General features: G+C 63.5%; 9 protein-coding genes (1 of these 9 cut by a window edge). 4 read left to right on the forward strand and 5 right to left on the reverse strand.

What is annotated here, in order from left to right; translation table 11 throughout:
- The 4 genes from ACN0SO_RS05985 to ACN0SO_RS06000 all read left to right on the forward strand — a co-directional run.
- On the forward strand, nucleotides 1–18,172 hold the 3' portion of the coding sequence (locus ACN0SO_RS05985; protein WP_417675563.1) for an amino acid adenylation domain-containing protein. Its footprint begins 2,420 nt before the window's first position; only the last 18,172 of its 20,592 coding nucleotides appear in the window; its start codon lies off the left edge, out of view; the stop codon is at nucleotides 18,170–18,172.
- 97 nt (nucleotides 18,173–18,269) lie between these two features.
- Nucleotides 18,270–19,136 (forward strand): prohibitin family protein, encoded by an 867-nt coding sequence (locus tag ACN0SO_RS05990; protein WP_417675565.1) that lies wholly within the window; start codon nucleotides 18,270–18,272, stop codon nucleotides 19,134–19,136.
- A 67-nt stretch (nucleotides 19,137–19,203) separates the two neighbouring features.
- Nucleotides 19,204–20,541 carry an ABC transporter substrate-binding protein gene (locus ACN0SO_RS05995; RefSeq protein WP_417675567.1) on the forward strand — a complete coding sequence of 446 codons (1,338 nt, stop codon included), beginning with the start codon at nucleotides 19,204–19,206 and terminating at the stop codon, nucleotides 20,539–20,541.
- A complete protein-coding gene (locus ACN0SO_RS06000; protein ID WP_417675569.1) occupies nucleotides 20,538–20,741 on the forward strand; it encodes a hypothetical protein in 204 nt (67 codons plus the stop codon). The genes ACN0SO_RS05995 and ACN0SO_RS06000 overlap by 4 nt, the downstream gene beginning before the upstream one ends.
- 139 nt (nucleotides 20,742–20,880) lie before the next feature.
- Here the strand turns inward: ACN0SO_RS06000 and ACN0SO_RS06005 are convergent, their stop codons facing one another.
- From ACN0SO_RS06005 to ACN0SO_RS06025, 5 genes are all read right to left on the reverse strand, one after another.
- Entirely contained in the window at nucleotides 20,881–21,471 is a 591-nt protein-coding gene (locus tag ACN0SO_RS06005; protein WP_417675571.1) for a YcjF family protein, read from the reverse strand.
- Between the two features lie 262 nt (nucleotides 21,472–21,733).
- Nucleotides 21,734–22,393 (reverse strand): DUF697 domain-containing protein, encoded by a 660-nt coding sequence (locus ACN0SO_RS06010; protein WP_417675573.1) that lies wholly within the window; start codon nucleotides 22,391–22,393, stop codon nucleotides 21,734–21,736.
- Nucleotides 22,390–23,046 (reverse strand): AAA family ATPase, encoded by a 657-nt coding sequence (locus ACN0SO_RS06015; RefSeq protein WP_417675575.1) that lies wholly within the window; start codon nucleotides 23,044–23,046, stop codon nucleotides 22,390–22,392. The genes ACN0SO_RS06010 and ACN0SO_RS06015 overlap by 4 nt, the downstream gene beginning before the upstream one ends.
- A gap of 119 nt (nucleotides 23,047–23,165) precedes the next feature.
- Nucleotides 23,166–24,218, reverse strand: coding sequence for a DUF3089 domain-containing protein (locus ACN0SO_RS06020; protein ID WP_417675577.1), 1,053 nt, complete (start codon nucleotides 24,216–24,218; stop codon nucleotides 23,166–23,168).
- A 389-nt stretch (nucleotides 24,219–24,607) separates the two neighbouring features.
- The gene (locus ACN0SO_RS06025) at nucleotides 24,608–25,891 is read right to left on the reverse strand and encodes a gallate dioxygenase (protein WP_417675579.1); all 1,284 of its coding nucleotides are present in this window, start codon (nucleotides 25,889–25,891) and stop codon (nucleotides 24,608–24,610) included.
- Nucleotides 25,892–26,009 lie beyond the last annotated feature (118 nt).

A 26,009-nucleotide genomic window follows, 5' to 3' on the forward strand; every position in this document is an offset into this window, starting at 1 on the left:
GTATGGGCTGAGACTTACGGGACAAGAGACCTTCCTGGCCGATCACAGGGTCGGCGGAACGCCGGTTCTGCCGGGCATTGCCTATCTGGAACTCGCCCGGTCCGCCGCCGAACAGGACGGCATGGTCCATCCCGAACTCCGTCAGGTCGTCTGGATGACGCCGCTCAAGGTAGAGCAGCCTGTCACGGTGACTTGCGAATTGACTCGTCTGGATGATGGCGGTGCCCGGGCGGAAATCGTCACCCGGACGGAAGAAGGCGACCGGGTCGTTCACGCGCAAATGCGGATTGCGGCGGGCGCGGAACCGGCTGGCCGAACGGTGGATCTCGAAGCCCTCCGGAACGCGGCGGCGCGCCACCCGCCGGCATCCGAAATCTATGCCGCCTTCGACGCGATGGGCCTCGGCTACGGGCCAGGCCACCGGGTCATTTCGGATCTCGCGGTCGGCTCAGAGGTCCTTGCCCGGCTCGAGCTGCCGGAAGCCCTTCGGCCTGCGCTTGCCGACTATGGACTTCATCCGAGCCTGATGGATGGCGCCCTGCAATCCGCCATCGGCCTGGCATTGGATGCTGCGGGCGGCGCGCCCAAAATCGCGGCCCTGCCGTTCTCCGTCGACGCGGTCGAGATCCTCGGCCCGTGCGAAGCGACCATGTGGGCCCATGTCCGGGGCGGCCCGGCAACCGGGTCCGGCCTGCGCAAGATGGATATCGATCTGATTGCGAATGACGGCAGTGTGCGCGTCGCCCTGCGCGGCTTCACGACCCGGGCGATTGAAAAGGCGGACGATGCGGATCTGCTCTGCTTCGAACCGGTCTGGCGCCCGCTCGCCGGCGCCAATGCAGCGACAGACGGCAGTCGGCGGATTGTTCTTCTGACCGCCGGAACAGGCGACGCCGATGCCTTGGGCGGAAGACTGCCCGACTGGGATTGCCGGCAACTGGATGACCGGCCTGACCTCCCGCTGGAACAGCGTTATACGAGCCTTGCCGGTCAAGTCCTGACCATCGCCCAGGAGGAATTGAACAAGGGTTCGGTCTCGCTTCAACTCGTCCTGTCGGAAGGAGACGGGTCGGAAACGCTCAGTGGCCTCGGCGCCATGCTGCGCAGCCTCCACCGCGAGCATCCGAAGACCGGCGGTCAGGTCCTCACCATCGACGCGGAAACGGATGCGGACACGCTTGTCCGGCTCCTGCGCGACGCTGCGGCGGCCCCGGCCGGGGCACATCTGAAGGCGAACGGTGGCTGCCTGTCGATGGAAGTTTGGGAAGAGGTCGCGACGCCTCCTGAAACACCTTCCGCTCCCTGGCGTGTCGGCGGTGTCTATCTGATCACCGGCGGCACCGGAAAGCTCGGCCGGCATCTGGCCCGCGACATTCTGGAAAAGGCCCCGGGCGCGACAGTCATCCTCGCCAGCCGTAACGATCCGGACTCTGAAATTACGGCTTGGCTCGAGGCCGAACCGCGCCTGCATCACTCGCGCGTCGATCTGACCGACGAAAGCGCCGTTGCGGAGTTGGTCGAAGCGATCCGACAGGATCATGGCAAGCTTGATGGCGTCATCCACGCAGCCGGTGTGGTGCAGGATGACGCCTTTGTCCGAAAGACGCCGGACCAGGTCGCAGCCGTCTTCGCGCCCAAGGTGACGGGCGCGGTGGCGCTGGACAGGGCCATCGGCGATGCACCGCTCGATTTCCTTGTCTTCTATTCGTCGATCTCCGGCGTCACCGGCAATACCGGTCAGGCGGACTACGCCGCCGCCAATGCCTTCCTCGACGGCTTCGCCGAAGCGCGCGAAGCCCGGTGCCGGAAGGGTCTGTGCCACGGCAGCACGCGTTCCATTGCCTGGCCCCTCTGGCAGGACGGCGGCATGGGGCTCGATCCGGCCCAGCAGGATCTCATGCGCCGGACCACCGGGCTGGTCCCTCTGCAGACCGAGCAGGGCATCGAGGCGCTTTATGCGGCCTTGGAAGGGACCTCGTCCCGGCGTCTGGTCACGGTCGGCAACCCCGAACGGATCCGCCGCTTCATCGGCAGCTTGCAGGAACAGGACGCTGCGCCCGCGCAACCAGCCACTACTTCACCGGTCAAATCCGCGCCTGCACCATCCGCCGACCTGCGCCGTCTCGTGCTGGCAAGCCTTGTCGACGAAGCCAGTGTCCAGCTCAAGGTCTCGGCCGACGATCTCGACCCGGATGTGGAACTCACCGAATACGGTTTCGATTCCATCGGCTTCACCCAGTTCGCCAATCGGTTGAACGACCGCTTCGACCTGGATCTGACCCCGACCCTGTTCTTCGAGTATCCGACCCTCGATGGCCTGGCAGGTCATCTGAGCGAGGAAGAAACCGGCGCCATGGCCGCAACGCTGGGCGCGGATCTACCGGTCGAACCGGAGCTGGCAGAGCCAACCCTATCGCCTGAATCGGGGCCGGAACCGCCGGTCCGCCGCGCCATTGTCGGACCGGGACCGACTGCGCCCGTTGCGAAACGGCCGGCAGACGATCTCATCGCCATCATCGGCATGAGCGGACAGTTTCCCGGCGCGCCGGATGTGGATGCCTTCTGGCAGGTGCTGAAGGACGGCCGTGACTGCATTTCCGAGGTACCGGCGGAGCGCTGGGACTGGCGCGCCTATTGGGGCGATCCGCTATCGGAGCCGGGCAAAGGCAATGCCAAGTGGGGCGGCTTCATCGATGGCATCGCCGCCTTCGATGCGCCGTTCTTCGGCATCTCGGCGCCGGAAGCGCGGATGATGGATCCGCAGCAGCGGCTCCTGCTCACCCAGGCCTGGCGGGTGATGGAAGATGCCGGCTACGCGCCCTCGGCGCTCGCCGGTTCCAAGACCGGGGTCTTCATCGGCACGGCGGACACCGGTTACAGTCGGCTGATTTCCCAGGCCGGTGTCGGCATCGAAGGCTATTCGATGACGGCGCTCGCCCCGTCGCTCGGCCCGAACCGCATCAGCTATGTATACGATTTCCACGGTCCGAGCGTGGCCGTCGAGACCGCCTGTTCCAGCGCCTTGATCGCCGTTCACCGGGCCGTCGAGGCGATCCGCTCCGGCCATTGCTCCGTTGCGATTGCCGGCGGCATCAATGCGCTGCTGCTGCCGGAAGCCTTCGTCGGCTTCTCCAAGGCGGGCATGCTGTCGCCGGAAGGGCACTGCAAGCCGTTCTCTGCCCAAGCGGACGGCTACACGCGTGGCGAAGGCGTCGGCCTGGTATTCCTTAAATCCCTTGCCGATGCCGAGCGTGACGGCGACCGGATCCTGGCCGTCATCCGCGCCAGCGCGGAAAACCACGGTGGCCATGCGGCCTCTCTGACCGCCCCCAATCCCAAGGCCCAGGCGGAACTGTTGCGCACCGCCTATGCCCGCTCCGGCATCGATCCGCGCACGGTCGGCTATATCGAAGCTCATGGCACGGGCACGCCGCTGGGCGATCCGATCGAGGTCGAGGCCCTGACCAGTGCCTTTACGGATCTTGCCCGCGAGGCGGAAGCGACCTTCGGTCCCGCTCTGGCGCAAAGCTGCGCCATCGGTTCGGTGAAATCCAATATCGGCCATCTTGAACTCGCCGCCGGCATTGCCGGGCTGATCAAAGTCCTCCTACAGATGCGCCATGGCGAAATCGCCAGGACGCTCCATTGCGAAGACCTCAATCCCTATCTGAAGCTGGCCGGCAGCCCGTTCCATGTTGCGCAACACGAATCTGTCTGGTCCCACCTGATCGATGCGGACGGCAATATCCTGCCGCGCCGCGCCGGCGTCAGCAGTTTCGGCTTCGGCGGCAGCAATGCCCATGTGGTGCTGGAGGAATATCCGGCTCCGGGGGACCAGGCATCCGCTTCCGAATCGTCGACCGATCCGGAACTGATCGTTCTGTCTGCAAAGTCGGAAGCGCAACTCAAGGAAATGGCAGACCGGCTCGCGACGTTCCTGTCGGGACCCGGTGAGGCGGCAAGCCTGTGCGATATCGCCCATACGCTCCAGATCGCCCGCGACCCGATGGAATTCCGCCTCGGCTTTGTCGCGCAAACCAAAACGCAATTGCTGGAGCGTCTCAACGCCTGGCTGGCAGGGGAGACGGCCAAAGGCATCCAGACCGGCCGGGTGAAGACCAACCGCAAGACCATGTCAGTGCTTGAAAGCGACGGACCGTTGCGCGAAGCGGCCGCCGGACTTGCCGACAGGGGCCGGGCGGAGGATCTCCTGGCGCTCTGGGCCGGCGGCTTCAACGTCGATTGGCAATCGGTGCGAAACGGTCGTCCGGGAAAACGGATTTCCTTGCCCGGCTATCCTTTCGCCAGAACGGAATTCTGGGTCGGCAAGGGGCGGCAGGCCGCAGCCGAAAAAACGGCCGCTCCGACTTCCTCTACGTTTGAGCTCGACGGCGCGGAAAGTTTCCTGCGCGATCATCTGGTCGATGGCGTCCAGGTTCTGCCGGGCGTGATGTCCTTTGAGCTAGTGTATCAGGCGCTCGCACGCACCGGTGCGGGATCGGAGCGATTCGAACTTATCGGGCACACTTGGACCAGCCCGGTCTCCGTGACCGCCGGACCCGAACGGCTCGAAATCTCGCTGCAGGCGGAACCGGCCGGCAAATTCCGGTACTCCATTTCCGCCAACGGGCCGACGGGAACGCGTGCGCATGCGCAGGGCATCGTCCGTGCACTCGGGGAGGAAGTAGCGCCGAATATCGACCTTGACGCCGTCCGGGCTTCGGCGCCCCGCGCGCTTGATGTGACGGACATCTATCGTCGCTTCGAGAGCCTGGGACTGCGCTACGGCCCGGCGCAGCGCGCCATCACCGGCCTGTGGCAGGGGCCCGGTGTTGCCGTCGCCCGGCTGGAGCTTCCGGCCGAAGCCGACCGGGACCCTGAACTGAACCCGTCCATTCTCGATGGCGCCTTGCAGGCGTTGATCGGGCTGGAAGGGAGCCAGTCTAGCGGGCCGGCTTTGCCTTATTCGGTGCGCCGGGTTGCCGTCCATGGCAGGACCATTGAGCGGATGTGGGCCGTCGTTCGGGCCGGAGACAAGGGTGCGTCCATCGATGTCTGCGATGACGACGGCACGGTCGTGGTCCGGCTGGAGGATTTCGCGGTCCGCGCCGTCGAGCAGTCCGGCAAGCCTGAACCTGTGAGCCAGGCCACAGAGGTCGTCACCGCCGTAAGCGATGAGGCGAGACATTCCGCAACACTTCGGCTTGTCACCGGCATTGCCGCACGCACGCTGGAGGTGGACCCTTCGGAACTCGACGTTGAAGCCGAACTTGGCGATTTTGGCTTCGACTCGGTGACGATGACTGCCTTTGCCTCGCGGATCAACGCGGAGCTCGGCCTGTCACTGACGCCGGCCGATTTCTTTGAATATGCGACCCTGGAACGGCTCGCGCGCCACATCGCCGTCGACCTGTCGGAGGAACAACTGGGCATCGCGAGCGATGCTGAAAATGCGGGCGAGGCGGAAAAAGAAGCGGCCGTGCTAGCCACTCCTGCGCAAGTCCCCGAAACAGGTTTTGGCGCTGATCGGCGGACCGCGCGTGAAGACGACGATCCTGTCGTCATTGTCGGCCAGAGCTGCTGCTTCCCGATGGCAGAAGACGTGGATGCCTTCTGGACCAATCTGATTTCCGGCCGCGACTGCATCACCCGCATCCCGGCCGACCGTTGGGACTGGCGGGAGATCGACGGCGACCCGAGGCAGAACCCGGGCAAGACGAACATCCACTGGGGCGGCTTCATCGACCGGGTGTTCGAATTCGACCCGCTGTTCTTCGCCATCTCGCCGCGCGAAGCCAAACTGATGGACCCGCAGCAGCGGCTGATGCTGATGCATGCCTGGAAGGTGATCGAGGACGCGGGCCATTCGCCGAAGAGCCTTGCCGGACAGAAGGTCGGTGTCTTCGTCGGCACGTCCTCCAGCGGATATTGCGAGAGGATCGGCGAGGATACCGGCGGCGAGGGCTATGTCGCGACCGGGTCCGTGCCGTCCGTCGGTCCGAACCGGATCAGCTATTTCCTGGATCTGCATGGGCCGAGCGAACCGGTGGAGACGGCCTGTTCCAGTTCGCTCGTCGCTCTGCACCGGGCGGTCCAGGCTATCCGGGCCGGCGACTGCGACATGGCGCTGGTCGGCGGCGTCAATACGATCATCACGCCCGACGCCCATATCAATTTCGCCAGGGCCGGGATGCTGTCGCCGGACGGCCGCTGCAAGACGTTTTCGTCTGAGGCCAACGGCTATGTGCGCGGCGAAGGCGTCGGCATGTTGTTTCTCCGCCGCCTGTCGGATGCCGAACGCGATGGCGACCCGATCTTAGGGCTGGTGCGTGGAACGGCGATCAATCACGGCGGCCACGCCAATTCCTTGACCGCGCCGAACACCGAAGCCCAGGCGGACCTCCTGCGCACCGCCTATTTACGGGCCGGGATCGACCCGCGCTCGGTCGGCTATATCGAGGCCCATGGAACCGGAACCGCCCTAGGCGATCCGGTCGAGATCAATGCCCTGAAATCGGCCTTCCGGTCGCTTCCGGAAATGGAAGGCCGTCTTGACGGTGACGGCTGCCTGCTTGGCTCGGTAAAGACCAATATAGGACATCTGGAACTGGCCGCCGGCGTCGCCGGAGTGATCAAGGTGCTGAAACAGATCGAGCATCGGCAACTGGCGCCGAGCCTGCACTGCGAGACCATCAATCCCTATATCGATCTGAGCGACAGCCCGTTCGAGATCGTTCGCAGCGTGCGTGATTGGACCCCGGTCCGGGACGAAACCGGCAATCCGCTGCCGCTCCGCGCCGGCATCAGCAGTTTCGGCTTCGGCGGCGTCAATGCCCATGTGGTGCTGGAGGAGTACCGGCCGGCGAAGGTTGTCGCGCCTGCGCAGTCGGAACCCGGCGGTCCTGCCGTTGTCGTGCTCTCCGCTCGTGATCCGCGCAGCCTCAAGAGGAGTGCCCGCAATCTGCTGGACCAGCTCGAGACCGGCCAGGTCGTGAACCGGGATCTGGGCGATCTGGCCTTCACGCTGCAGACCGGCCGTGCCGAACTGGCCGAACGGCTGGCAATCGTCGCCTCAACCGTTGACGAGCTTGCCGAGCGCCTGAAGACCTTCCTGGACGATCGCGCCGCACCGGGTATCTGCCGCGGCCATGCCAGATCGGGCAAGGATACGGCGAACGCACCTGTCGGCGACGCGGGGCCACACGGGATCGCGGAACAATGGGTCACCGGCGGCAAGGTCGATTGGGAAAGTCTCAATACCGGTCCCCATCGGCGTCTGAGATTGCCGACCTATCCGTTCGCGCGCGATGTCTATCGTATCGATGGGTCAAGCCGACCGAAGGTAATGGCGCATCACATGGCGACACCGCGATCAGTCGTCGTGTCCGGGGTCGGTGACAACGAGGCACACGAAGATTTCCGGGTGCATCTGAGCGCCGACGCCTTTTACCTGCGCGACCACCGGATCCGTGGAAGGCGGATCCTGCCCGGAGCCATGAGCCTCGAAATCGCCCGCGCGGCGGCCTCGGCGAAAATCCAGGCAAATGGCCTGCCGCTGGTTCTCTCCAACGTGACATGGCGCAGGCCGGTGGAACTGGACAGCGGTGAGATGGATCTCCGCGTCGTGCTGAGCGAAGCCGGCGAACAGGCCTGGTCGTTCCGGCTGTTTTCCGATGACGATGCGCAGACCGATTACATGCGGGGAAACATCGGTTTCGCCGATGCGGCCGGCCCGTCGCCGCACATGGATCTGGAGACCCTGAAACAGTCCTGCCCGACGGAACACGACCCGGACTGGCTCTATGCCTCCTATGCCGCGCTCGGCATCGACTACGGCCCGGCCTTCCGGGCGGTTGCCGAACTGAAGTCCGGTGGCGACGGTGTCCTTGCGCGCCTGCAACTGCCCCGGGCAGCAGTTGCAGAGGGTGGGGACTTTGTCCTGCATCCGAGTCTGATCGATGCCGCCTTTCATGCCGCGCTCGTTTCCTTCTCAGGTGAAGGCGCGACAGGCCCGGCGCTTCCCTTCGGCATCGACCGGATGGATATCCTCGGGCCGACAGCAAAGACCATGTGGGCGCATCTGCGCACCGTGTCGTCTGCCAACGGCATCCACAAACTGGATATCGATCTTGCCGATGACAGCGGCCGGGTCTGCGTCCGGATCGCGGGCTTTTCCCTACGCCTGCTGCCGCAGGCGTCCGGGGATCGGCCGCTGCGCACGGAAAAAACACCGGAGGCGGTTCCCTTCAGGAACGCCGCAGAGCGGTATTTTATCCATCTGGTCGCGCGCGAAACGGAGATCGACGCCTCTGCCATCTCCCTGTCGGCACCACTCGAGGACTACGGCATCGACTCGGTCCTGATCATGCAGCTGACCGACGTTCTGGAGCGCGATTTCGGGCCGCTGTCGAAGACCCTGTTCTTCGAACACCAGACCCTTGGCGCCCTGTGCGATTATTTCCTTGAACAGCACGCCGAACGATTGAGCGCCATTGTCGGCCCGGCGGAACAGGCCCCTGTACAGGCCATCCCGGCTGAGGCGCGCGCAGGAACAAGGCGCGGTCCGGTTGCAGCCGATGAACCGATTGCGATCATCGGCGTTGCGGGCCGCTATCCCGGTGCGCGGAACCTGCCCGAATTCTGGCAGAACCTGGCGGCCGGCCGCGACAGCGTCACCGAGGTGCCGGCCGGCAGATGGGACCACAGCCGCTTTTACGATCCGGTCCGGCAGCCGGGCAAGACCACCTGCAAATGGGGCGGGTTCGTTGAAGGCCACGACCGGTTCGATCCGATGTTCTTCAACATCGCGCCTCGCGAAGCACAGCTGATGGATCCGCAGGAACGCCTGTTCCTGCAATGTGCCTGGGAAACCTTGGAGGACGCCGGCTATACGCGGGCAACCGTGGCGCCTGACAGGGAAGGACTTCCCGGCGGCGATGTCGGCGTCTTCGTCGGTGTCATGTGGGAGGAATACCAGCTCTACGGGCCGGAACGTCAGGCGCAGGGTCAGCCGCTTGCGATCGGCACCAGCCCGGCCGGGGTTGCCAATCGGGTGTCCTATTTCTGCAATTTCCACGGGCCGAGCATGACGGTCGACAGCATGTGCTCGTCTTCCCTGACGGCGATCCATCTTGCCTGCGACAGCCTGCGCTCGGGCAGTTGCGCGATCGCGCTGGCCGGCGGGGTGAACCTGACGCCCCATCCGAACAAGTATCTGACGCTGGCGCAGGGCCGGTTCCTGTCCACCACGGGGCGCTGCGGCAGTTTCGGCGAGGGCGGCGACGGTTACGTGCCGGCGGAAGGCGTCGGGGCTGTGCTGCTCAAGCCCCTGAGCCGGGCGGAGGCCGACGGCGACCGCATCTACGGCGTGATCCTCGGCTCGGCGCTTAATCACGGCGGCAAGACCAACGGCTACACGGTTCCCAATCCGGCAGCCCAGACGGCAGTTATCGAAAAGGCCATGGAACGCGCCGGAGTTTCTCCGGAGGACGTCAGCTACGTCGAGGCCCACGGCACCGGAACAACCCTGGGCGATCCGATCGAGATCGCGGCGCTGACGAAGGCCTGGCGCAAACAGGGCGAAGGCGAAACTGCCTGCGCCATCGGTTCGGTGAAGTCCAATATCGGTCACGGTGAAAGTGCCGCAGGAATTGCCGGTCTGACGAAAATCCTGCTGCAGCTGCAGCACGGACAGCTCGTCCCGTCGCTCCATGCCGAGACGCTCAATCCGAATATTCCCTTCGAGACCTCGCCCTTCCGGGTCCAGCGCCGGCTGGAAGCCTGGCCGCAGCCGGTCTCCGGCGACAGGCCGCTGCCGAGGATCGCGGGCCTGTCGTCCTTCGGTGCGGGCGGTTCGAACGCGCACATCGTGATTGCCGAGCACCTCGACCAGGCGCGGCCGGCCGTTCCCGCCGGTCCTGCGATCTATCCCTTCTCGGCCCGCGACCCGGAACGGCTGCGGGTTCTGCTCGCGAACTTCCGTTCGGCTCTCGATGATTTGAGTGAAGCAGACCTGCCGTCGATTGCCTTCACGCTGCAGGAGGGCCGGGAGGCATTCGAGGAACGTCTGGCAATCGTCGCAAAAGACAAGGCGGATCTGGCGGCGAAGCTGGAGCAGGCTCTTTCCGGGCAGAACGGTGCTGATGGCATTTTCCGGTCACGTGCCACACCTGGCCAACCTGCCGCAGACCTTTCTTTCCCGCTGGCCGCCATTGCTGAAAAGTGGGTCCGGGGCGCACCGGTTGATTGGCCGGCGTTACGGTCGGGGCCAAGGCCGGCACCGATCAGCCTGCCGACCTATCCCTTTGCCGAAGACTATTGCTGGCTGCCGGAAATGGAGGCAACGGCAAATCCCCCGAAACCGGAGATGAAGCCGGAGCCGGTTCCGCTGCCGCTTATGTTTGCGCCGGTCTGGCGTGAGCAGGCGTCCGGGTCAGGTATAATTTCGCCGGCTAAGGAGTGTGTTGTTGTCCTGTGCGGCTCTCTCGCTTCAAAACCCGGCCTCGCAGGTCATCTGGAAGGGCCCGATACCGAGGTTGTTGCGTTCGAAGCGCCGGCCGGCCCGGTCGACAGTCGTTATGAATTCCATGCCGTACGACTGATGAAATTGCTGCAGGACCTCGCCCGGAAACGACCCCAACAGGCCGTCGTGCAGGTTGTCGTTTCCGCAGATGGCGATGACAGCCTCCTGGAAGGTCTCGGAGGCCTGTTGCGCTGTGCGGCGATGGAACACCGGACCCTGTCCTGCCAGCTTGTCGCGGTGGAAGACGATCACGATCTCGCGGTTCGTCTTTCGGTGGACGCTACCTGCGCCGGTGAACAGAATACGATCCGTTACCGGCAGGGCCGCCGTCTGGTTCGGTCATGGAGCGAGGTCTCCGTAAAGACGGGAACAGGTCGCTCGCCCTGGAAGCAGGATGGCGTCTATCTCCTGACCGGCGGTGCCGGCGGCATCGGTCTTCATGTAGCAGAAGCGATTGCCGCAAGCGGCGTGCGGCCTTCGCTCTGGTTGACCGGACGGTCTCATCTCAAGCCGGACGTCGAACAGCGCCTGAGAGAAATCGAGGCGTTGGGGGCGACGGTTCACTACCGGCGCGTCGATGTGACGAGCAGGGATGCCGTGACGGATCTCCTGAGCGAGATCGACGTCATCGACGGACGCCTGGACGGCGTCTTCCATGGCGCCGGCATCACCCGCGACGGCCTGCTTGCGACCAAGGACGAGGCGACGCTGCGCGAGGTTCTGGCGCCCAAGGTGACCGGCACGCACATTCTGGATGAGGCGCTTGGCAACCGGCCGCTCGATTTCCTGGTGCTGGTCGCTTCAGCGGCAGGCGCGCTTGGCAATCCGGGCCAGTCCGACTACGCAGCGGCCAATGCCTTCCTCGACCGTTTCGCAGGCCTGCGTAACGCACGGGTTGCTGGTGGCGCGTGTCATGGCCGGACGATTGCCATCGACTGGCCCTATTGGCGCGACGGCGGCATGCATATGGATGCCCGCACCATCGAGACCATGGACCGGGAGGCAGGCGTCCGTCCGCTGGAAACAGGTCCCGCAATTGCAGCTCTGACTGCGGTCCTGTCCGCGTTGGACGAGGACCAGGTTCTAGTTCTGGAAGGCGACCATGATCGCCTACGTCGCCTGATAGCGCCGCCACAGCCTGTCGCCGCCAAGCCGCAGCCGGCACTGGCCGAAGCAAGGACAGAGGACGTCCGGCGCTCCGAACCGGTCGAGGCGTCCGGTGCGCGTGAAGAGGTCGTTGCACAGATCAAGGCCTGCTTTTCGACCTGTCTCGGAATTCCTGCCGACAAGTTGGCGCCGGACGACACCATCGACCGGTTCGGCGTGGATTCCGTGTCCTCGCTGGAGATTGTCGAGGCGCTTGAAGCGGCGTTCGGCCCGCTGCCGCAAACGATCCTGTTCGAGTTCCAGACCATCAACCGCCTTGCCGATGAACTGATGACGCGGCAAGCCCCGGAGCCCGTCGCGAAGGAAGACCCGCTCGCACCGGTATCGCCGCCGCCAACCTTCGCGTCGGAAAAGGCCGAAGAACCGGAGCCCGTTGCCGACAGGAACGACCGCGACATCGCGATCATCGCCGTCGCCGGCCGGTATCCGGGCGCGGACACGATTGAGGCCTTCGGAGACCTTCTCCGGGAAGGCCGCGACTGCGTCACCGAAATCCCGGCAGACCGCATCGACCTGCTGCCGCGCTATTCGCCGCGCAAGGGCGAGCCCGGCGCCAGCTACTGCAAATGGGGCGGTTTCCTTTCCGATGTCGATTGCTTCGACTCGGAGTTCTTCGGTTACTCGCCGCGTGCCGCCGATCTGGCCGATCCCCAGGAACGGCTGTTCCTTGAAACCGCCTGGCATCTGTTCGAGCGGGCAGGGCATACGCGCCCCTATCTGGCCGAGCACTACGACAAGCGCGTCGGCGTGTTCGTCGGCTCCATGTACCAGCAATATCCCGGTCTGGCCGCTGATCCCGACAGCCGGGCACTGCTGGCCTTGTCGTCTTATTCCGGCATCGCCAACCGGACGTCTTTCTTCTTCGACCTGCAGGGGCCGAGCGTTGCCGTCGACAGCATGTGTTCCTCCGGCCTGCAGGCGGTTCATCAGGCCTGCCAGAGCCTGCGGGCCGGCGAATGCCGGCTTGCGGTGGCAGGCGGGGTCAACCTCTCGATCCACCCGGCCAAATACGAGGCGTTGAGCCGTGGCGGTCTTGTCGGCAGCAGTTCGACAAGCCGCGCCCTGTCCGGTGGCGACGGTTATCTGCCGGCCGAAGGTGTCGGGGCGGTGCTCCTGAAACCGCTCGGCGATGCGCTTCGGGACGGAGATCGCGTGCTCGCGGTGATCAAGGGCAGCCTTGCCAATCACGCCGGTCATTCCGCCGGCTATGCCGTCCCCAATGCGGATGCGCAGGTCCGTTTGCTCGAGGATGCCTTTCAGTCCGCCGGCGTCGAGCCGTACACCATCGGCTATGCCGAAGTGGCGGCCAACGGCACGCAGGTCGGCGATGCGATCGAACTGCGTGCGCTCGGCCGGGTCTATGCGGACCGGCCGGGAGAGGAACCGCTTGCCGTCGGTTCGGTCAAGAGCAACATGGGCCACGCGGAAGCCGCCTCCGGTCTGGCGCAGCTCACCAAGGTGCTGTTGCAATTCGAGCGAAGGGAACTGTTCCCGTCCTTCGGCACATCCGCTACGGAGACCGCCCATCTGCTTCAGGGAACACCGTTCCGGCCGCAGACCGTGCTGGAGCCCTGGAGCTTACCGGTCGCCGGCGACAAGGCGCTGCCCCGCCGGGCAACGGTCAGTTCCTTCGGGGCGGGCGGGTCGAATGTGTTTCTCATTCTGGAGGAAGCCCCACCGGTCCCGGCGCAGCAATCGTCGGCGGAACGGCGGCCGCGCCTGTTCCCGGTTTCCGCCCGAACCGAAGACCGGCTGGCCGAGTTGCGCAAGGCTCTGGCCGCTTATGTGCGGCAGGCGGAGAACCTCGACATGGCAGCCCTGTCGCGCACGCTGCGGTTTGGCCGGGAGGCGTTTGCCTGCAGTATCGACATCGTCGCAACGGATCGGGACGAACTGGCAGCAAAGCTTGAAGATCTGAGCTACCGGGAGACCCCGTCCCCTGCGATGGCATCTGTTGATGAAGACGAAACGCGCACGGGTCCGATGCTGGTCCTGCCCGGGTATCCGTTTGCTCAAGAACGACACTGGCTGCCGAAGGGATACGCCCCGGAAGGTTTAGCGCAAGCGCTGCCGGAGGCGGCTCGGGCATCCGAAACGGTCCAGGATACGGAACGTTCTAAATCCGCGCTTCAGCTTATCTCCCGGACACTTGCCGCCGAACTGGGGTGCCCGGCGCATGAGCTCGATCCGCAGATGTCCTTCGAGGATCTCGGCGTCGATTCCATGGTCCGCATGCGGCTGATCTATGCGGTCGAGGAAGCCTTCGGCCGGGTTCTGTCGCAAAAACTGCTGGAAGCCCATGCGACGCCGCAGGCACTGACCCGTTTTCTGGAGACGGAAACGGATGACTCCGTATCGGCGCCCGCGCAGGTGGAGCCGAAAGCGCCCGTTGCCGGTCCCTATCGCTGCCCCCTCGGTGAGGCGCAGAAGGGACTGTGGGTGCTGCAATCCCTTTACCCCGAAAGCGGCGAGTACAATGTCCCGCTGGCCTTCCGGGTGAAGTCCGCCGACGGTTCGGCCCTTGCAAAGGCACTGGACCGGCTGGTGGCCGAATATCCGATCCTCGGCACCCGGATTGTCGAGGAGGACGGCGATCCGGTGCTTTACGCCAGGCCGGAAGGCGTGGAACTTCAGTCGCTCGTCATGCCCAAGGAGGTCGAGACCGCCGGCTTCCTGCGCCAGCGCGTCCTCCTGCCGTTCGATCTCGCAACAGGTGTCTTCCGGGTCGAGCATCTGTCCGGCGGCAAGCTGGGGCCGGACGAGAGCATCGTCCTGCTGAATGCCCATCATATGGTCACCGACGGCATATCCTCCGCGGTGATCACGCGCCGGTTCTGGTCAGCTTACGAGCGTTTCTGCCGGTCGGAGCAGGTCCCAGCAAAGAGCGACAGTGCGGACTATGCCGACTTTGCCGCCTGGGAGGCAGCGTTTGCAGCCTCGGACGAAGGACAGGCACAAAAGCACTACTGGCTGGAGAAACTGGCTGATCCTGCGCCTGTCCTGAAACTGCCGGCAAAGACGAGGTCCAGCGGCGCATCCGCATCGAACGGACAGGATCTGGAAATCCGGCTGCCCGAGGATCTCACCTCAAGGCTTCGCGACTTGGCGAAAAACGAGGGCGTCAGTCCGGCCTCGATCTATCTCACCGCCTTCGCCACGCTCCTTTACCGCTATACCGGCGAGGAAGATCTCGTCGTCGGTGTGCCGACGCTCCGTCGTCCATCGCGTCGTTTCGAGGAAACCGTCGGCTATTGCGCCAACATGATCGCATTGCGCCTTGCCGTCGATCCGGATCTCTCCTTCGGCCCGTTCTCGAAGGATATTCATGCGGCGCTTGGCGAAGGACTTGGCAACAGCGACATCCCGTTCACGACCGTCGCCCGCGAACACGGTGGGACGGCGACCGGGGAACCTCCCTATCAGGTGAGTTTCGCCTATCAGAATTTCGTCCTCGATGCGGCGGAGCTGGATCTCTTCGCGCGCGAAGACGTGACCCTCCTTTCCGAGATCCGGCAGACCGGCGGCGCGCAACTCGGCATCGAGGTTCAGGACGACCCGAAAGGGGCGTCGGTCATTGCCGGCTATGACGGCGACCGCTTTGACCGCGGCACCATCGAACGCATGCTTGCCCATTTCCGACAGCTTCTGGAAGCTGCAGTAACCGAGGCTGAAGCGCCCGTTTCCGCGCTGCCGATGCTGACCAGGCCGGAACTCGATCGGGCGCTGCATCACTGGGCCAGGGGAGAACGCCTTCACGCTTCCGGGCAGCTTGCCCACGATCGGGTCTTTGCCGCAGCGCAGGACCACCCGTCGGCCACAGCGATTTTCACCGGCGGCAAACGCCTCAGCTACCGGGACCTTGTCCTCCGGTCGAAGCAGATCGCCCTTGCGCTGACGGAACACGGGGTCAGCACCGGTGACCGGGTCGCCGTTCTTCTGGAACGGGAGCCGGACGGCATCGCAGCGCTGCTTGCTGTGATCGCCACCGGCGCCGTCTGGGTGCCGCTCGATCCGGATCATCCGGACGAGCGTCTCGCCTATATCCTGCGCGATGCCGAGGTCGCACTGGTCCTGAGCCGAGGGGCCCTGGCAAACCGTCTGCGCGACCTCAAGGATCGGCCGGCGGATGTCATCGATCTGGACAGGGCGCGTTACTGGATGCGCAGCCGGTTTGCCCGGTTCCCGGAAGCTGAGATCGATCCGGATCATCCTGCCTATATCATCTACACCTCAGGCTCCACGGGCATCCCTAAAGGGGTCGTCGTTTCCCATGGTGCGCTTGCCGCCCATTGCCAGGTGATCATCGGCGAGTACGGCCTTTCGGCAGGCGACGCGGTGCTGCAATTCGCGCCGACCGCGGTCGATACCGCGATTGAACAGATCCTGCCGCCGCTGTCCGTCGGTGCCCGGCCGGTGCTGCGGTCTCCCGATCTGCAGACGGCGGATGAATTTCGTCGTTTCCTGAGTGAGGCGGGGATCACCGTCGCCGACCTGCCGCCTGTCTACCTGCATGAATTGCTGCGATCATGGGACCGCAGCGGCGCCGATCTGTCCGGTTTGTCCCTGCGGCTCATGATCGTCGGCGGAGAGGCGTTGACGCCGGAGGTGGCCGCGGCCTGGCACCGGAGCAGGCTTTCGGGGAAACGACTGGTCAACGCCTATGGGCCGACGGAGGCGACGGTCACCGCGCTGGTTCACACGGTGAAGCCCTCCGACGGTGACGACACCATTCCGATCGGCCGGCCGTTGCCGGGAACGGAGATCTACATTCTCGATCCGTGTGGAAACCCGGTGCCGGACGGTGTGATCGGCGAACTTTGTATCGGCGGGGGACGCCTCGCGCTTGGCTATCACCAGCGCACGGATCTTACCGAAGACCGCTTCCGCATTCATCGCCTCGGACAGAAGGAGATCCGCCTTTACGCCACCGGCGACCTTGCCTGTTTCCGTCCCAACAGCGGCGGTGTGGTCGAGTTTCACGGCCGGGTCGACGATCAGGTGAAGATCCGTGGTCACCGTATCGAACTCGGCGAGGTGGAAGCAGCACTTGCCGCCTGCGGAGTGGCGGAATGTGCTGTCCTGGTCGAGCGCAACAAGGCGGGCGATCCGGTGCTGACTGCCTGTCTCGGTGGAGAGGCGGAACCGTTCGACGATGCCTTTCTGCGCAAACAGCTTGCCAACCGGCTGCCCCCGCATATGGTGCCTTCGGTCTGGGTCCGGTTGGGTAAGCTGCCGAAAACCGCCAGCGGCAAGATCGATCGGCGCGCCCTGCAGCGTGCGGAACGCGAAGAAAAGACGGCGCGCGACGAAAGCCGGCCACCACGAGACCGGATCGAGCAGCATCTTCTGGATGTCTGGATGGAGGTGCTTGGCAGGGACTCTCAAAACGGAACGGTCGGCATCGAGGAAGACTTCGCGGACGCCGGCGGTCACAGCCTGCTTGCGGTCCGTCTCCTGAACCGGATCGAACAGACATTCGGCTGCAAATTGTCCGTGACCGATCTGGCGCAGGCCGGAACGATCGCAATGCAGGCGCGGTTGCTCCGCCAGCGGGGAATCTCGGGGGGCATCTCCGAAGACGGCGCAGCAGGGAAAGCGGTGGACGCGAAAGACGCCTCGCTGCTCGTTTCTCTGAAACAACCCGCGCCTGGAGGCGAGGGGGAGAGCCGCCCACCGGTGTTCCTGGTCCATCCGATCGGCGGAACACTCACCTGCTATCAGGCCCTGGTCGGCGAACTGAACCTGGCTCGCCCGGTCTACGGTATCCGGGCGGAAGGATTGGAGCCGGGAGAAGCCTGCCGCAAATGCGCCATCGAGGATCTCGCCGCCCGCTATTGTGGTGTCATTCGGGAGGTCCAGCCGCATGGTCCCTACACCCTTTGCGGCTGGTCCTTCGGCGGAAACGTCGCCTGGGAAATGGCCCGGCAGTTTGTCGGGCGGGGGGAAGAGATCGCCTTCGTCGGCCTGATCGACAGCTATGCGCCGGAAGAGGTTGCGCGCCTGGAGGATGCGTCCGGCCTGGCCGATGCCGATTTCGGCAGCCGGTGCGGACAGGCCTTCCTCCGGGACCTGTTCGGTGCAGACGTTTCGGTGACGGGAGACGAAGACATCCTCGAACGGGTTATGACCCTGCCGCAACTGGAAGCCGTCCTGCCCGGTGCGACGCGGGATCAGCTTCAGCGCCTCTATGGTGTCTTCGCCGTCAATTATAAGGCCTTTTTGGACCATGTTCCCGGGACGGGCGATGTGCCGGTCACCCTCGTGCGCGCAACGGTACCGGGCGCGGTGGAGAGTGCCGGGCACTGGAAGGAAATTGCCGGAGCGTCCCTGGTCGTTCGCCCGGTGGAGGCCGATCACCACAGCCTTCTCCGGCCTCCTCATCTCCAGGAATGGGTTTCGGATTTTTGCAGGGACATCGAGAGGACGGACAGGCCGGATAATCGAGAGAGCGATTCGTCGGCGAAGGCGGGTGGAAATGCTTGAAATCGATTTGGGCAAAGCGGGTTACGCACTGGAATGCCGCTATGTCCCGCCGTATAGTCCGGGTTCGCCCGGGGTTCTGGAGAGGTGAGTCGGCCGAATGGCTTATGACGACGAATTCGACGACTACGAAGAGGTGCTGCGAGGTGAACGCCGGCGTCGCATTCAGCTCTATTTGCTGATTTTCCTCATTGGCCTCGGGGTCGGCCTCGCCCTGCTCTGGAACCGGGTCGTCATCACCGTCCAGTCCGGTGAGGCGGGCGTCCTTTACCGCTGGGTGTCGGGCACGGAGATGAACCGGATCTACGGCGAAGGGCTGCATGTCATCTGGCCCTGGAACCGGATGTATATCTACAATGTCCGCCTGCAGACCAAGGAACGCAACTATACGATGCTGACCCAGGGCGGTCTGCCGATCGATCTGCAGATCGCGGTCCGTTACCGGCCGGATCTCCGGCTGCTGCCGCTGCTCCATGTGACCGTCGGCCCGGAATATCTGGACAAGGTCGTCTTTCCCGAAACCGAAGCGGTTCTGCGCCGTGCCGTCGGCCAGTACACGCCCGAGCAGGTCTACACCAGCAAGCGCGGCTTTCTGGAATCCATCGTCGTCAGCAGCCTGACCAACGTCGAGAACCGCTATGTGATCGTTGACGACGTGCTGGTCAGAAGCGTTGAACTGCCGCCCGCGGTCCGGTTGGCGGTGGAGCGGAAGCTGACCCTGTCGGAAGAGGAAAAGGCCTACAAGTACCGCATCGGGATCGAGAAAATGGAGGCGACGCGCAAGGAGATCGAGGCCAATGGGATCAAGAAATATCAGGACATCATCAAGCAGAGCCTCACGGAGGATCTGCTGCGCTGGCAGGGTGTTCAGGCCACGAAGGATCTGGCCACGTCGCCCAACTCTAAGACCGTAATCATCGGTTCCGGCAAGGACGGGCTGCCGCTGATCCTCGGAAGCGACCGATAACGCGATGGCCGGAGAAGAACCCATAGCTTCCGAAGAGAGAGGGGAGCGGCGCCTCAGGCGGAAAGGCGTGATCGCAGGCCTGCTCCTGCTGGCATTCGGCCTGGCGCTGTTCACGGTTTCCGAGGTCAGCGGCAGAAGCGCGATCGTCTCGGGCCTGATCAAACGTGTTGCCGCCCTGATAGAACCGGAGCCGGATGACAGCCTGAGGCTTGTTGCCGTCTTTTCCAGGGATGTTACCGACAGCACATTCGTCAACGGTGCCCGGATGGCGGTCGCACGGGTCAACGCGGATGGCGGGATCCTGGGCCGGGAATTGAAACTGGACCTAGTTCCGGAATCCGGCTTCACCGAAAAGACCGCATTGGAAACGACCGTCTCCAATACCCTGAAATTGTCCGGGGATGTCGCCCGCACGAAGAATCTCCTCGGGGTCATCGGTCATGAGTGGTCGGATACCGCGGTGACGGCGAGTTCCATCTACGGCCGCAATGACATTCTTTATGTGGCAACCCATGCAACCGCGGCTGCCCTGACCAACCACGGCTTCAAAACCGTCTTCGCCCTGCAGCCGGATAATGCCTCCAATGCGCAGATGATTGCCAATTATGCGATGAGACAGGGCATGCGACGGTTCATCGTGCTGTCGGACAAGTCGGACTACGGCAAGGAATGTGCGAGTTTCTTTTCCGCAGCCATCACCAGCAACGGTGCCGACCTTGTCTACCGCGGGTACCTGTCGAGCGGCACCCAGTCGATCGACCAGCTCCTGATGTTCATTCTCGACAACAATCTTTTCAAACGATCCGACTTCGACGCCTTTTTCATTGTCTCGTCCTCGATTCCCGAGACGGTCGAGTTCATCAAGCGTGCGCGTTATCTCGGGCTCGATGGACCGATCCTCGGAATGGAGTACATGTTTTCAGCCTCCATCGAGAAGGCCGTTGGCAAGGAGGACATGAAGGGGGTTACCGGCGTGTCGCTTTACGATCGCGACGCCCTTTCGGAAACTGCTCTCAAGTTCGTCTCGGAGTTTCGCGACACTTATGAGCATGTACCGGACCTCGATGCGGCGCTTGGTTATGACGCGGTGACGCTCGTTCGGGATGCGACCAAGCGCGCGGAAACCCTCGATGCGAAAAAACTGTCCGATACGCTGAAGGTGGCGCGCTACAAGACGCCTTTTGCCGGAGTAACCGGACCGATCGCATTCGACCGGAACGGCCTGATAACCGATACCAAGGTGTTCATCGTTCGCCATGACGGTAAGGAATTCCATACGGTCGGCAGCTATGAGATCCCGGCAAATTGGGATAACCTCAACGAAAGCGCCCAGCAGAAAACAGGCAGCGAAAACGCCCCGCCCTCCGAGCCAGGCTCGACGGAACAGGAGAAGACCGGCCAATGACCATATTAGTGAATCCCTGGATATTCCTGATCTGGGTGGTTGCCAGCTGGATCATCGGAATGCTGGGCCGGGACACCCGCTTCGGCTTTGCGGGGAACTTCCTGGTCTCGTTTCTGTTCAGTCCGCTGGTTGGGATCATTGTGTTGCTGGCATCGGACCGCTGGCGTCGTCCCCCGCCGAAACGGCGCAGCCGTTCCTGACGACAGGCATTGCACCCATCGGGAAATGATCTGCTTAAGGACATAAAAATACCGCCGGTGCATGAGCACGGCGGTATTTCATTTTGACGAATTGGCTGCCGACTTTACCGAAAGGCAGTATTCAGGGCTTCAAGCCTGATCAGGACGCCACTTCTTCCGCGACGGTCTCGGCTTCGGATTTGGCCTTGTTCTTGACCTTGCGGGCCAGTTCCTTGCCTTTTTCGAACTGCTCCTTGTAGAACTCCCGCATCTTGCCGGCGTTGAAGTCCATCAGGGTGCCGCCGTTCTCGTAATGGGAGACAATCGACCGGCCGACCGCAAAGGTGGACGCACCTGCCACCACGGGAAGCGAGACCATTCCGACCATCCAGCCGATGCCCGGGATCATCTTGGTTGCGCTTGCGGCAACCACGTAGCCCGCGCCGAAACCGAGCACGCCGCCGGCCAGCGCGTAAATCACCTTGCGGCCAAGACGTTCGGAGAACGGCTTGCCGTAAAGCTGCGACAGCTTCTGGATCATCCGGAGCTGGATGGCCACCACTGCGGCGATGTCGAAGAACGCGACCGGCACGATGCTGGCTGCGACCGACGCAATCACATAATCCTTGATGAGGTTGTCAGCCGTGAGATCACGGGTGACGTCGAATTCCGCATCTTCCTCGACGCCTGCAGCTTCCGTTTCCGGTTCCACCGGCTCGTCCGCCTTGCTTGCGGTAGTCTTGGTCGCCATCGAAAATCTCCTGAGTTTCCTTAAGGCCCCGCCACGGGAGCCCTGTCGGATTGAGGGTGGCCTAAATTCCCCAACGGCATATAGCTCGGCAATGACGGTACCCTTTCAAAAGGTAAATGAAAAGGGTTAGCGTCGGCGAAACGTCATTTTTGCTGGGGCGCCAAGTATTTCCGCATGGAATAAAGAACAAAGCCGCACCGTGGAAACGGGTCGTCTTTCCGGGAAAGCACAAGCATCCCGCGGAAGTTTTACCCCGAAACCCTCAGGCCGGAACAGCGTCCGCGCCATCGAGGCCGGCCTGCAGGCGGGTCAGGTAAACATCGCCGATCACGCGGATGAAGATCACTGCCGACGCCGATGTGATCGCCATGTTCAGGATTTGCGAGCCCGGCGCCATTCTGAGCACCGCCGTCGTCGTGATGCTTGCCAGGCCCGGCGCGGCAAGACCGGTCAGCATCGCCAGCGCCAGCCGTTTGCCCTGGTCCTCGGAAAGGGACCGGCCGTAGAGGCGGGTCAGCTTGCGCAGCATGCGTTCCGCGATCACCGCGATGGCGGCCAGATCGACAAAGGGCATGGGCACCAGTCCGGCAAGGGCCGCGAAATTGGCGTGCCGTTCGATGATCAGCCGCCCTGTGGCTTCGCGGAAGGCGGCCTTGCTCGGGCGTTCGCTTCGAACCATGAGGGACCCTCCGACCGGTTCAGCTTTTGCAGGCGTCGAGGCGGCCGGTTCGGGCATCTTCTCCGGTTTCGCGGCCTGTTCGGACGCAGCCGCGGACACGGACGGGCCTTGCCGTGGTCCCGCATCGCTCCGCCGCGGGGGGCTGGACCGCCGCTTCGGCTGTTCGGCATCGAGAGCCTGGCTTGCCGCCTTGCGCAGATCGTCAAGGGTCCGGTTGGAGGTTCTGGGCAGTCGCTTGCTCATGCTGTGAGCGCCTTTTTGGTGGCAAGCAGCGCTTCGGCTTCCGTGGCGATTGCCGAAATGTCCTGCGATGCCGGGCCGTCGGGCATGGTCAGGCTCGGGGTTGCCCCGAACAGCCCGGCTTCCGCATAGGCGACCCGGTTCGGCATGTCGTTGGCGAGAAGGGGAAAGCCGCCTTCCTCCAGTTCCGCGCGCACGTGGCGGGAAATCACGCTGCCGCGAATGGTCTGGGTCAGCACACAGCGGAAGGTCGGAGCCCAGCCTTTCACGCCGCTCATCAGCACCTTGACCGTATCCATCATGCGGTCGACGTCGAGGGGCGAGGCCTTGACCGGGATCAGAACCAGATCGGCCACCGCAAGGGCTGCGACCGTGATGTCGCTGTCGAAGCCCGGCGTGTCGACGACGGTCACACCGTGGGTGCCGCTTTGGTGCTTGATGGTGTTCCAGACACTGGCATCCGCCTGTTCGAGAAGCTCGACGCCGCCGAGTGCCTGATCCCGTTCGGCAAGCCTCATGACGGATTTCTGCGGGTCGGCATCGATCAGAAGCGGCTTGTAGCCCTTGAGATGCCAGTGGACCGCAAGGCAGCAGGCGAGCGTGGTCTTGCCGCTTCCGCCTTTCAGGGACGCAATGGTGACAACAGATCCGCTCATGTGCCGCAACCCCCGCTGATTTCAGGCTCAGAGAGCGAAATGTTAACAAAAAAGAAACGGAAAGCCATGGCGTTGCGTAAACGCGAAGGACTTACGCACCTTTATCGGGCCCGTACTCCCTAATGCGGCCTCGAGAGATACGCCTCGATCCGTTGGGCAGCGTTGGCCCTGATGTTTTCAAAGAACAGGGAGTAATCGTAGCTGTGATAGACCCCGGCCGGGAAAAACGGGCTCGCAAGCAGGCTCGGATCCTTCGGCGTGACCACCAGCCCGCCGTCGGCAATCTGAGCGGACGTGAAATGGGGCAGGGTCTTGGACGATTGGTCCTTGTTGAAGAAGGTCGAGCCCCGGTTGAGGCTGGCGGGAGCAAGAGCCGTGTCCCGGGTCCATGTCAGCGGATTGACGACAACGGCGCCCGGCAGGATCATCGGAGCGTCTTTCTGGTGTCCGGCGGCAACGGAATTGTAGCTGATGAAACAGCCGGTCTGATGCGGCTCGTCACAGATGGTGATCTTCGGATTGGCCTTCAGGTCGTCGTCCGTGATCGACCAGCCGATCGCATAGGCCGCGATCATGCGGTCCTCGTGTCCGATCGTGCCCCAGTGGTCCAGGGCGAGCTGGGTCAGCACATAGGAGCCCTGGCTGTGGGCGGCGATGATGAACGGGCGTCCGTTGTTATGGTGATCCAGATAATATTTCAGCGCCCTGCGGACATCCTCCTCGCCATAGGCGACGATCTTGTCTCGTTCCTTGTCGGGCAGGTTGAAGCCGGAAAGGTTCATCTGCCGGTAGAGCGGCGCATAAAGATTGGCCAGCCCCGAAAAGGAATGGGCTTCGGTCGCAACGGTTTCCTGCGCGCCCGCGATCAGGTCCTTGCGGGTGATGTCCATCAACCAGGCGGACTCGTCGTAAAGCACGGTCGGATAGATCCAGACTATATCGACGGCGAATTGGTCGGGATCTTTCGGTCTGGCGAGCCAGCTTGCATCATGTTCGTAATCGGGCGCCGGCGGCACGTCCGCCGTTGTGAACGGAGGCAATTCCGCCGTGCCGGCAAACGCGGTTTGACTCTCCCACTGCGGAAGGCCGGTGAACAGGAAGCCGGCGAGAAGCAAAATCGCCGGAAGAGGAAGTCTCTGGAACTGTAAGCGTTTCCCGACGAATCTGTGCATGGCTTTCCTGGAGGTTCTGCATGACGCTACGTGATGAGTCGCATCAAGCTACTCCAGAGGGATCATGTAGAGCAACGCCTGCGCGCGTTTTCGTCCGTTATCTCTTAAGGTCGAATTCAATTAAAAAACGGCCCGGAAAACCGGGCCGCCGGAATTTGATAACAAAGCCCTATTTTGTCATCCCGGACGAAGCGTTAGCGGAGATCCGGGACCGGCGAGCTACAAGCAGTGTCAGGCCAACCCATTCGTAGTCGTCAGGCCTCTGCCTCTCCGGTCCCGGGTCTCACTGGCGTTCGCCCGGGATGACGGTGGAGAGGGTTTTTACGGTGCGATACGGCCCGGAAAACCGGGCCGCTTCAAGCGTTGTTTCTACATCGACGAGCGTCCGCTCAGGCGTTATCCATTTCTTCCGCCTTCGCGCCGCCGGCGACCGAGTATTTGATCGGCACCTTGCGGGTCTTCATGAATTCCTCCAGCGTCTCGCCGCGCATGCTGGCATAGACTTCCGGGTTGGAGACGCCGACCACGGCGGCCATCTTTTCCAGAACGAAGAAGCTGACGCCCTTGCGGATCATTTCGATCCATTTGCGTTCCGAAATCAGGCTGCGTTCTTCCGCCGTCAGCTTGTACTGGTCCGCCAGGGCGTCGAAGTCGTTCAGGAACCGTTCGCGGTGCTCGGGAATGACCAGCCGGTGCAGGAAGTCGTTGATGCGGAAGCATTTCAGGCTGCGGTCGAGTGTGAACGGATAGGTGCCTTGCAGGGTTTCCGCCCCGGCAAGCTCGTAGCCCATGTGTGCGCGGTAAGCTTCCAGGTCTGCCTTGTCCGGCGTGTCGCCCTCGTCCTCGAAGACAACCGTTGCGATGTTGGTGACGGACGGGGCGTAGGTCATGGAATGGACCTTCGTCACCTTGTCCGACAGGGCGCCGCGCATGACCAGCCACATAATGACCTCGGCCCCTTCCATGCCGCCGAGCACCGCATAGTCGGCAAGGCGTTTTTCGACCAGCTTTTCCGGCGCGGTTTCAAGAAGGTTCAGGAACTCCTGGTCCCAGTCCTCGTTGACGAAGCCGGCGCGTTCGCCGTGGACCTGGTGCGACAGGCCGCCGGTCGCGACGATCGCCACGCGCAGGCTGTCGTCCGGGAAACTCTGGATCGCCTTGCGCAGGGACTTGCCGAGCTTGTAGCAGCGGCGGGCGTTCGGGATCGGAAACTGCAGGACGCCGACCTGAAGCGGGACGATGCTGCCGCCCCATGTGCCGGTCTCGTCGCCCATCATCGACAGCGGCGACAGGCAGCCGTGGTCGAGCGGCTTGCCCTGGAAGAAGGACATGTCGAATTCGTCGGCCACAAGGGCGGCCGCCACATGCTGTGCCAGTGCCGCATGGCCCTTCGCCGGCGGCACGTTACGCGGTCCGCCGCCTTCATCGGCCGGGTAATAGGTATCGTCAACGCCGAGCGCGAAAGCCGAATAGTGGTCGAAGAAAAACGAGGTGATGTGATCGTTGTAGATCATGAACAGGACATCGATGTCCTTGCGTTTCACCCAGTCGCGCACCTCGGCGAAACCCTCGAAGATCGGCGCCCAGGCCGGGTCGTTCTGCTTGTTGGTGTCCCTGGCGAAGCCGATGGTCGGTGAATGGGAGGCGCCGATGCCTCCGACGATTTTTGCCATGTCCTCAAATCCTCTAGTGCCTCGGAGAAACGCCGTCCGGCCGGGCACGCGCGGCGCCGCAGGGCTGCGCCGGAGCCGGCATGTCTCCTCCATCTGATCGGCAGAAACGATACGGGAT

The organism is Roseibium sp. (genome assembly GCF_048260565.1).
In the GTDB taxonomy this organism is placed as follows: domain Bacteria; phylum Pseudomonadota; class Alphaproteobacteria; order Rhizobiales; family Stappiaceae; genus Roseibium.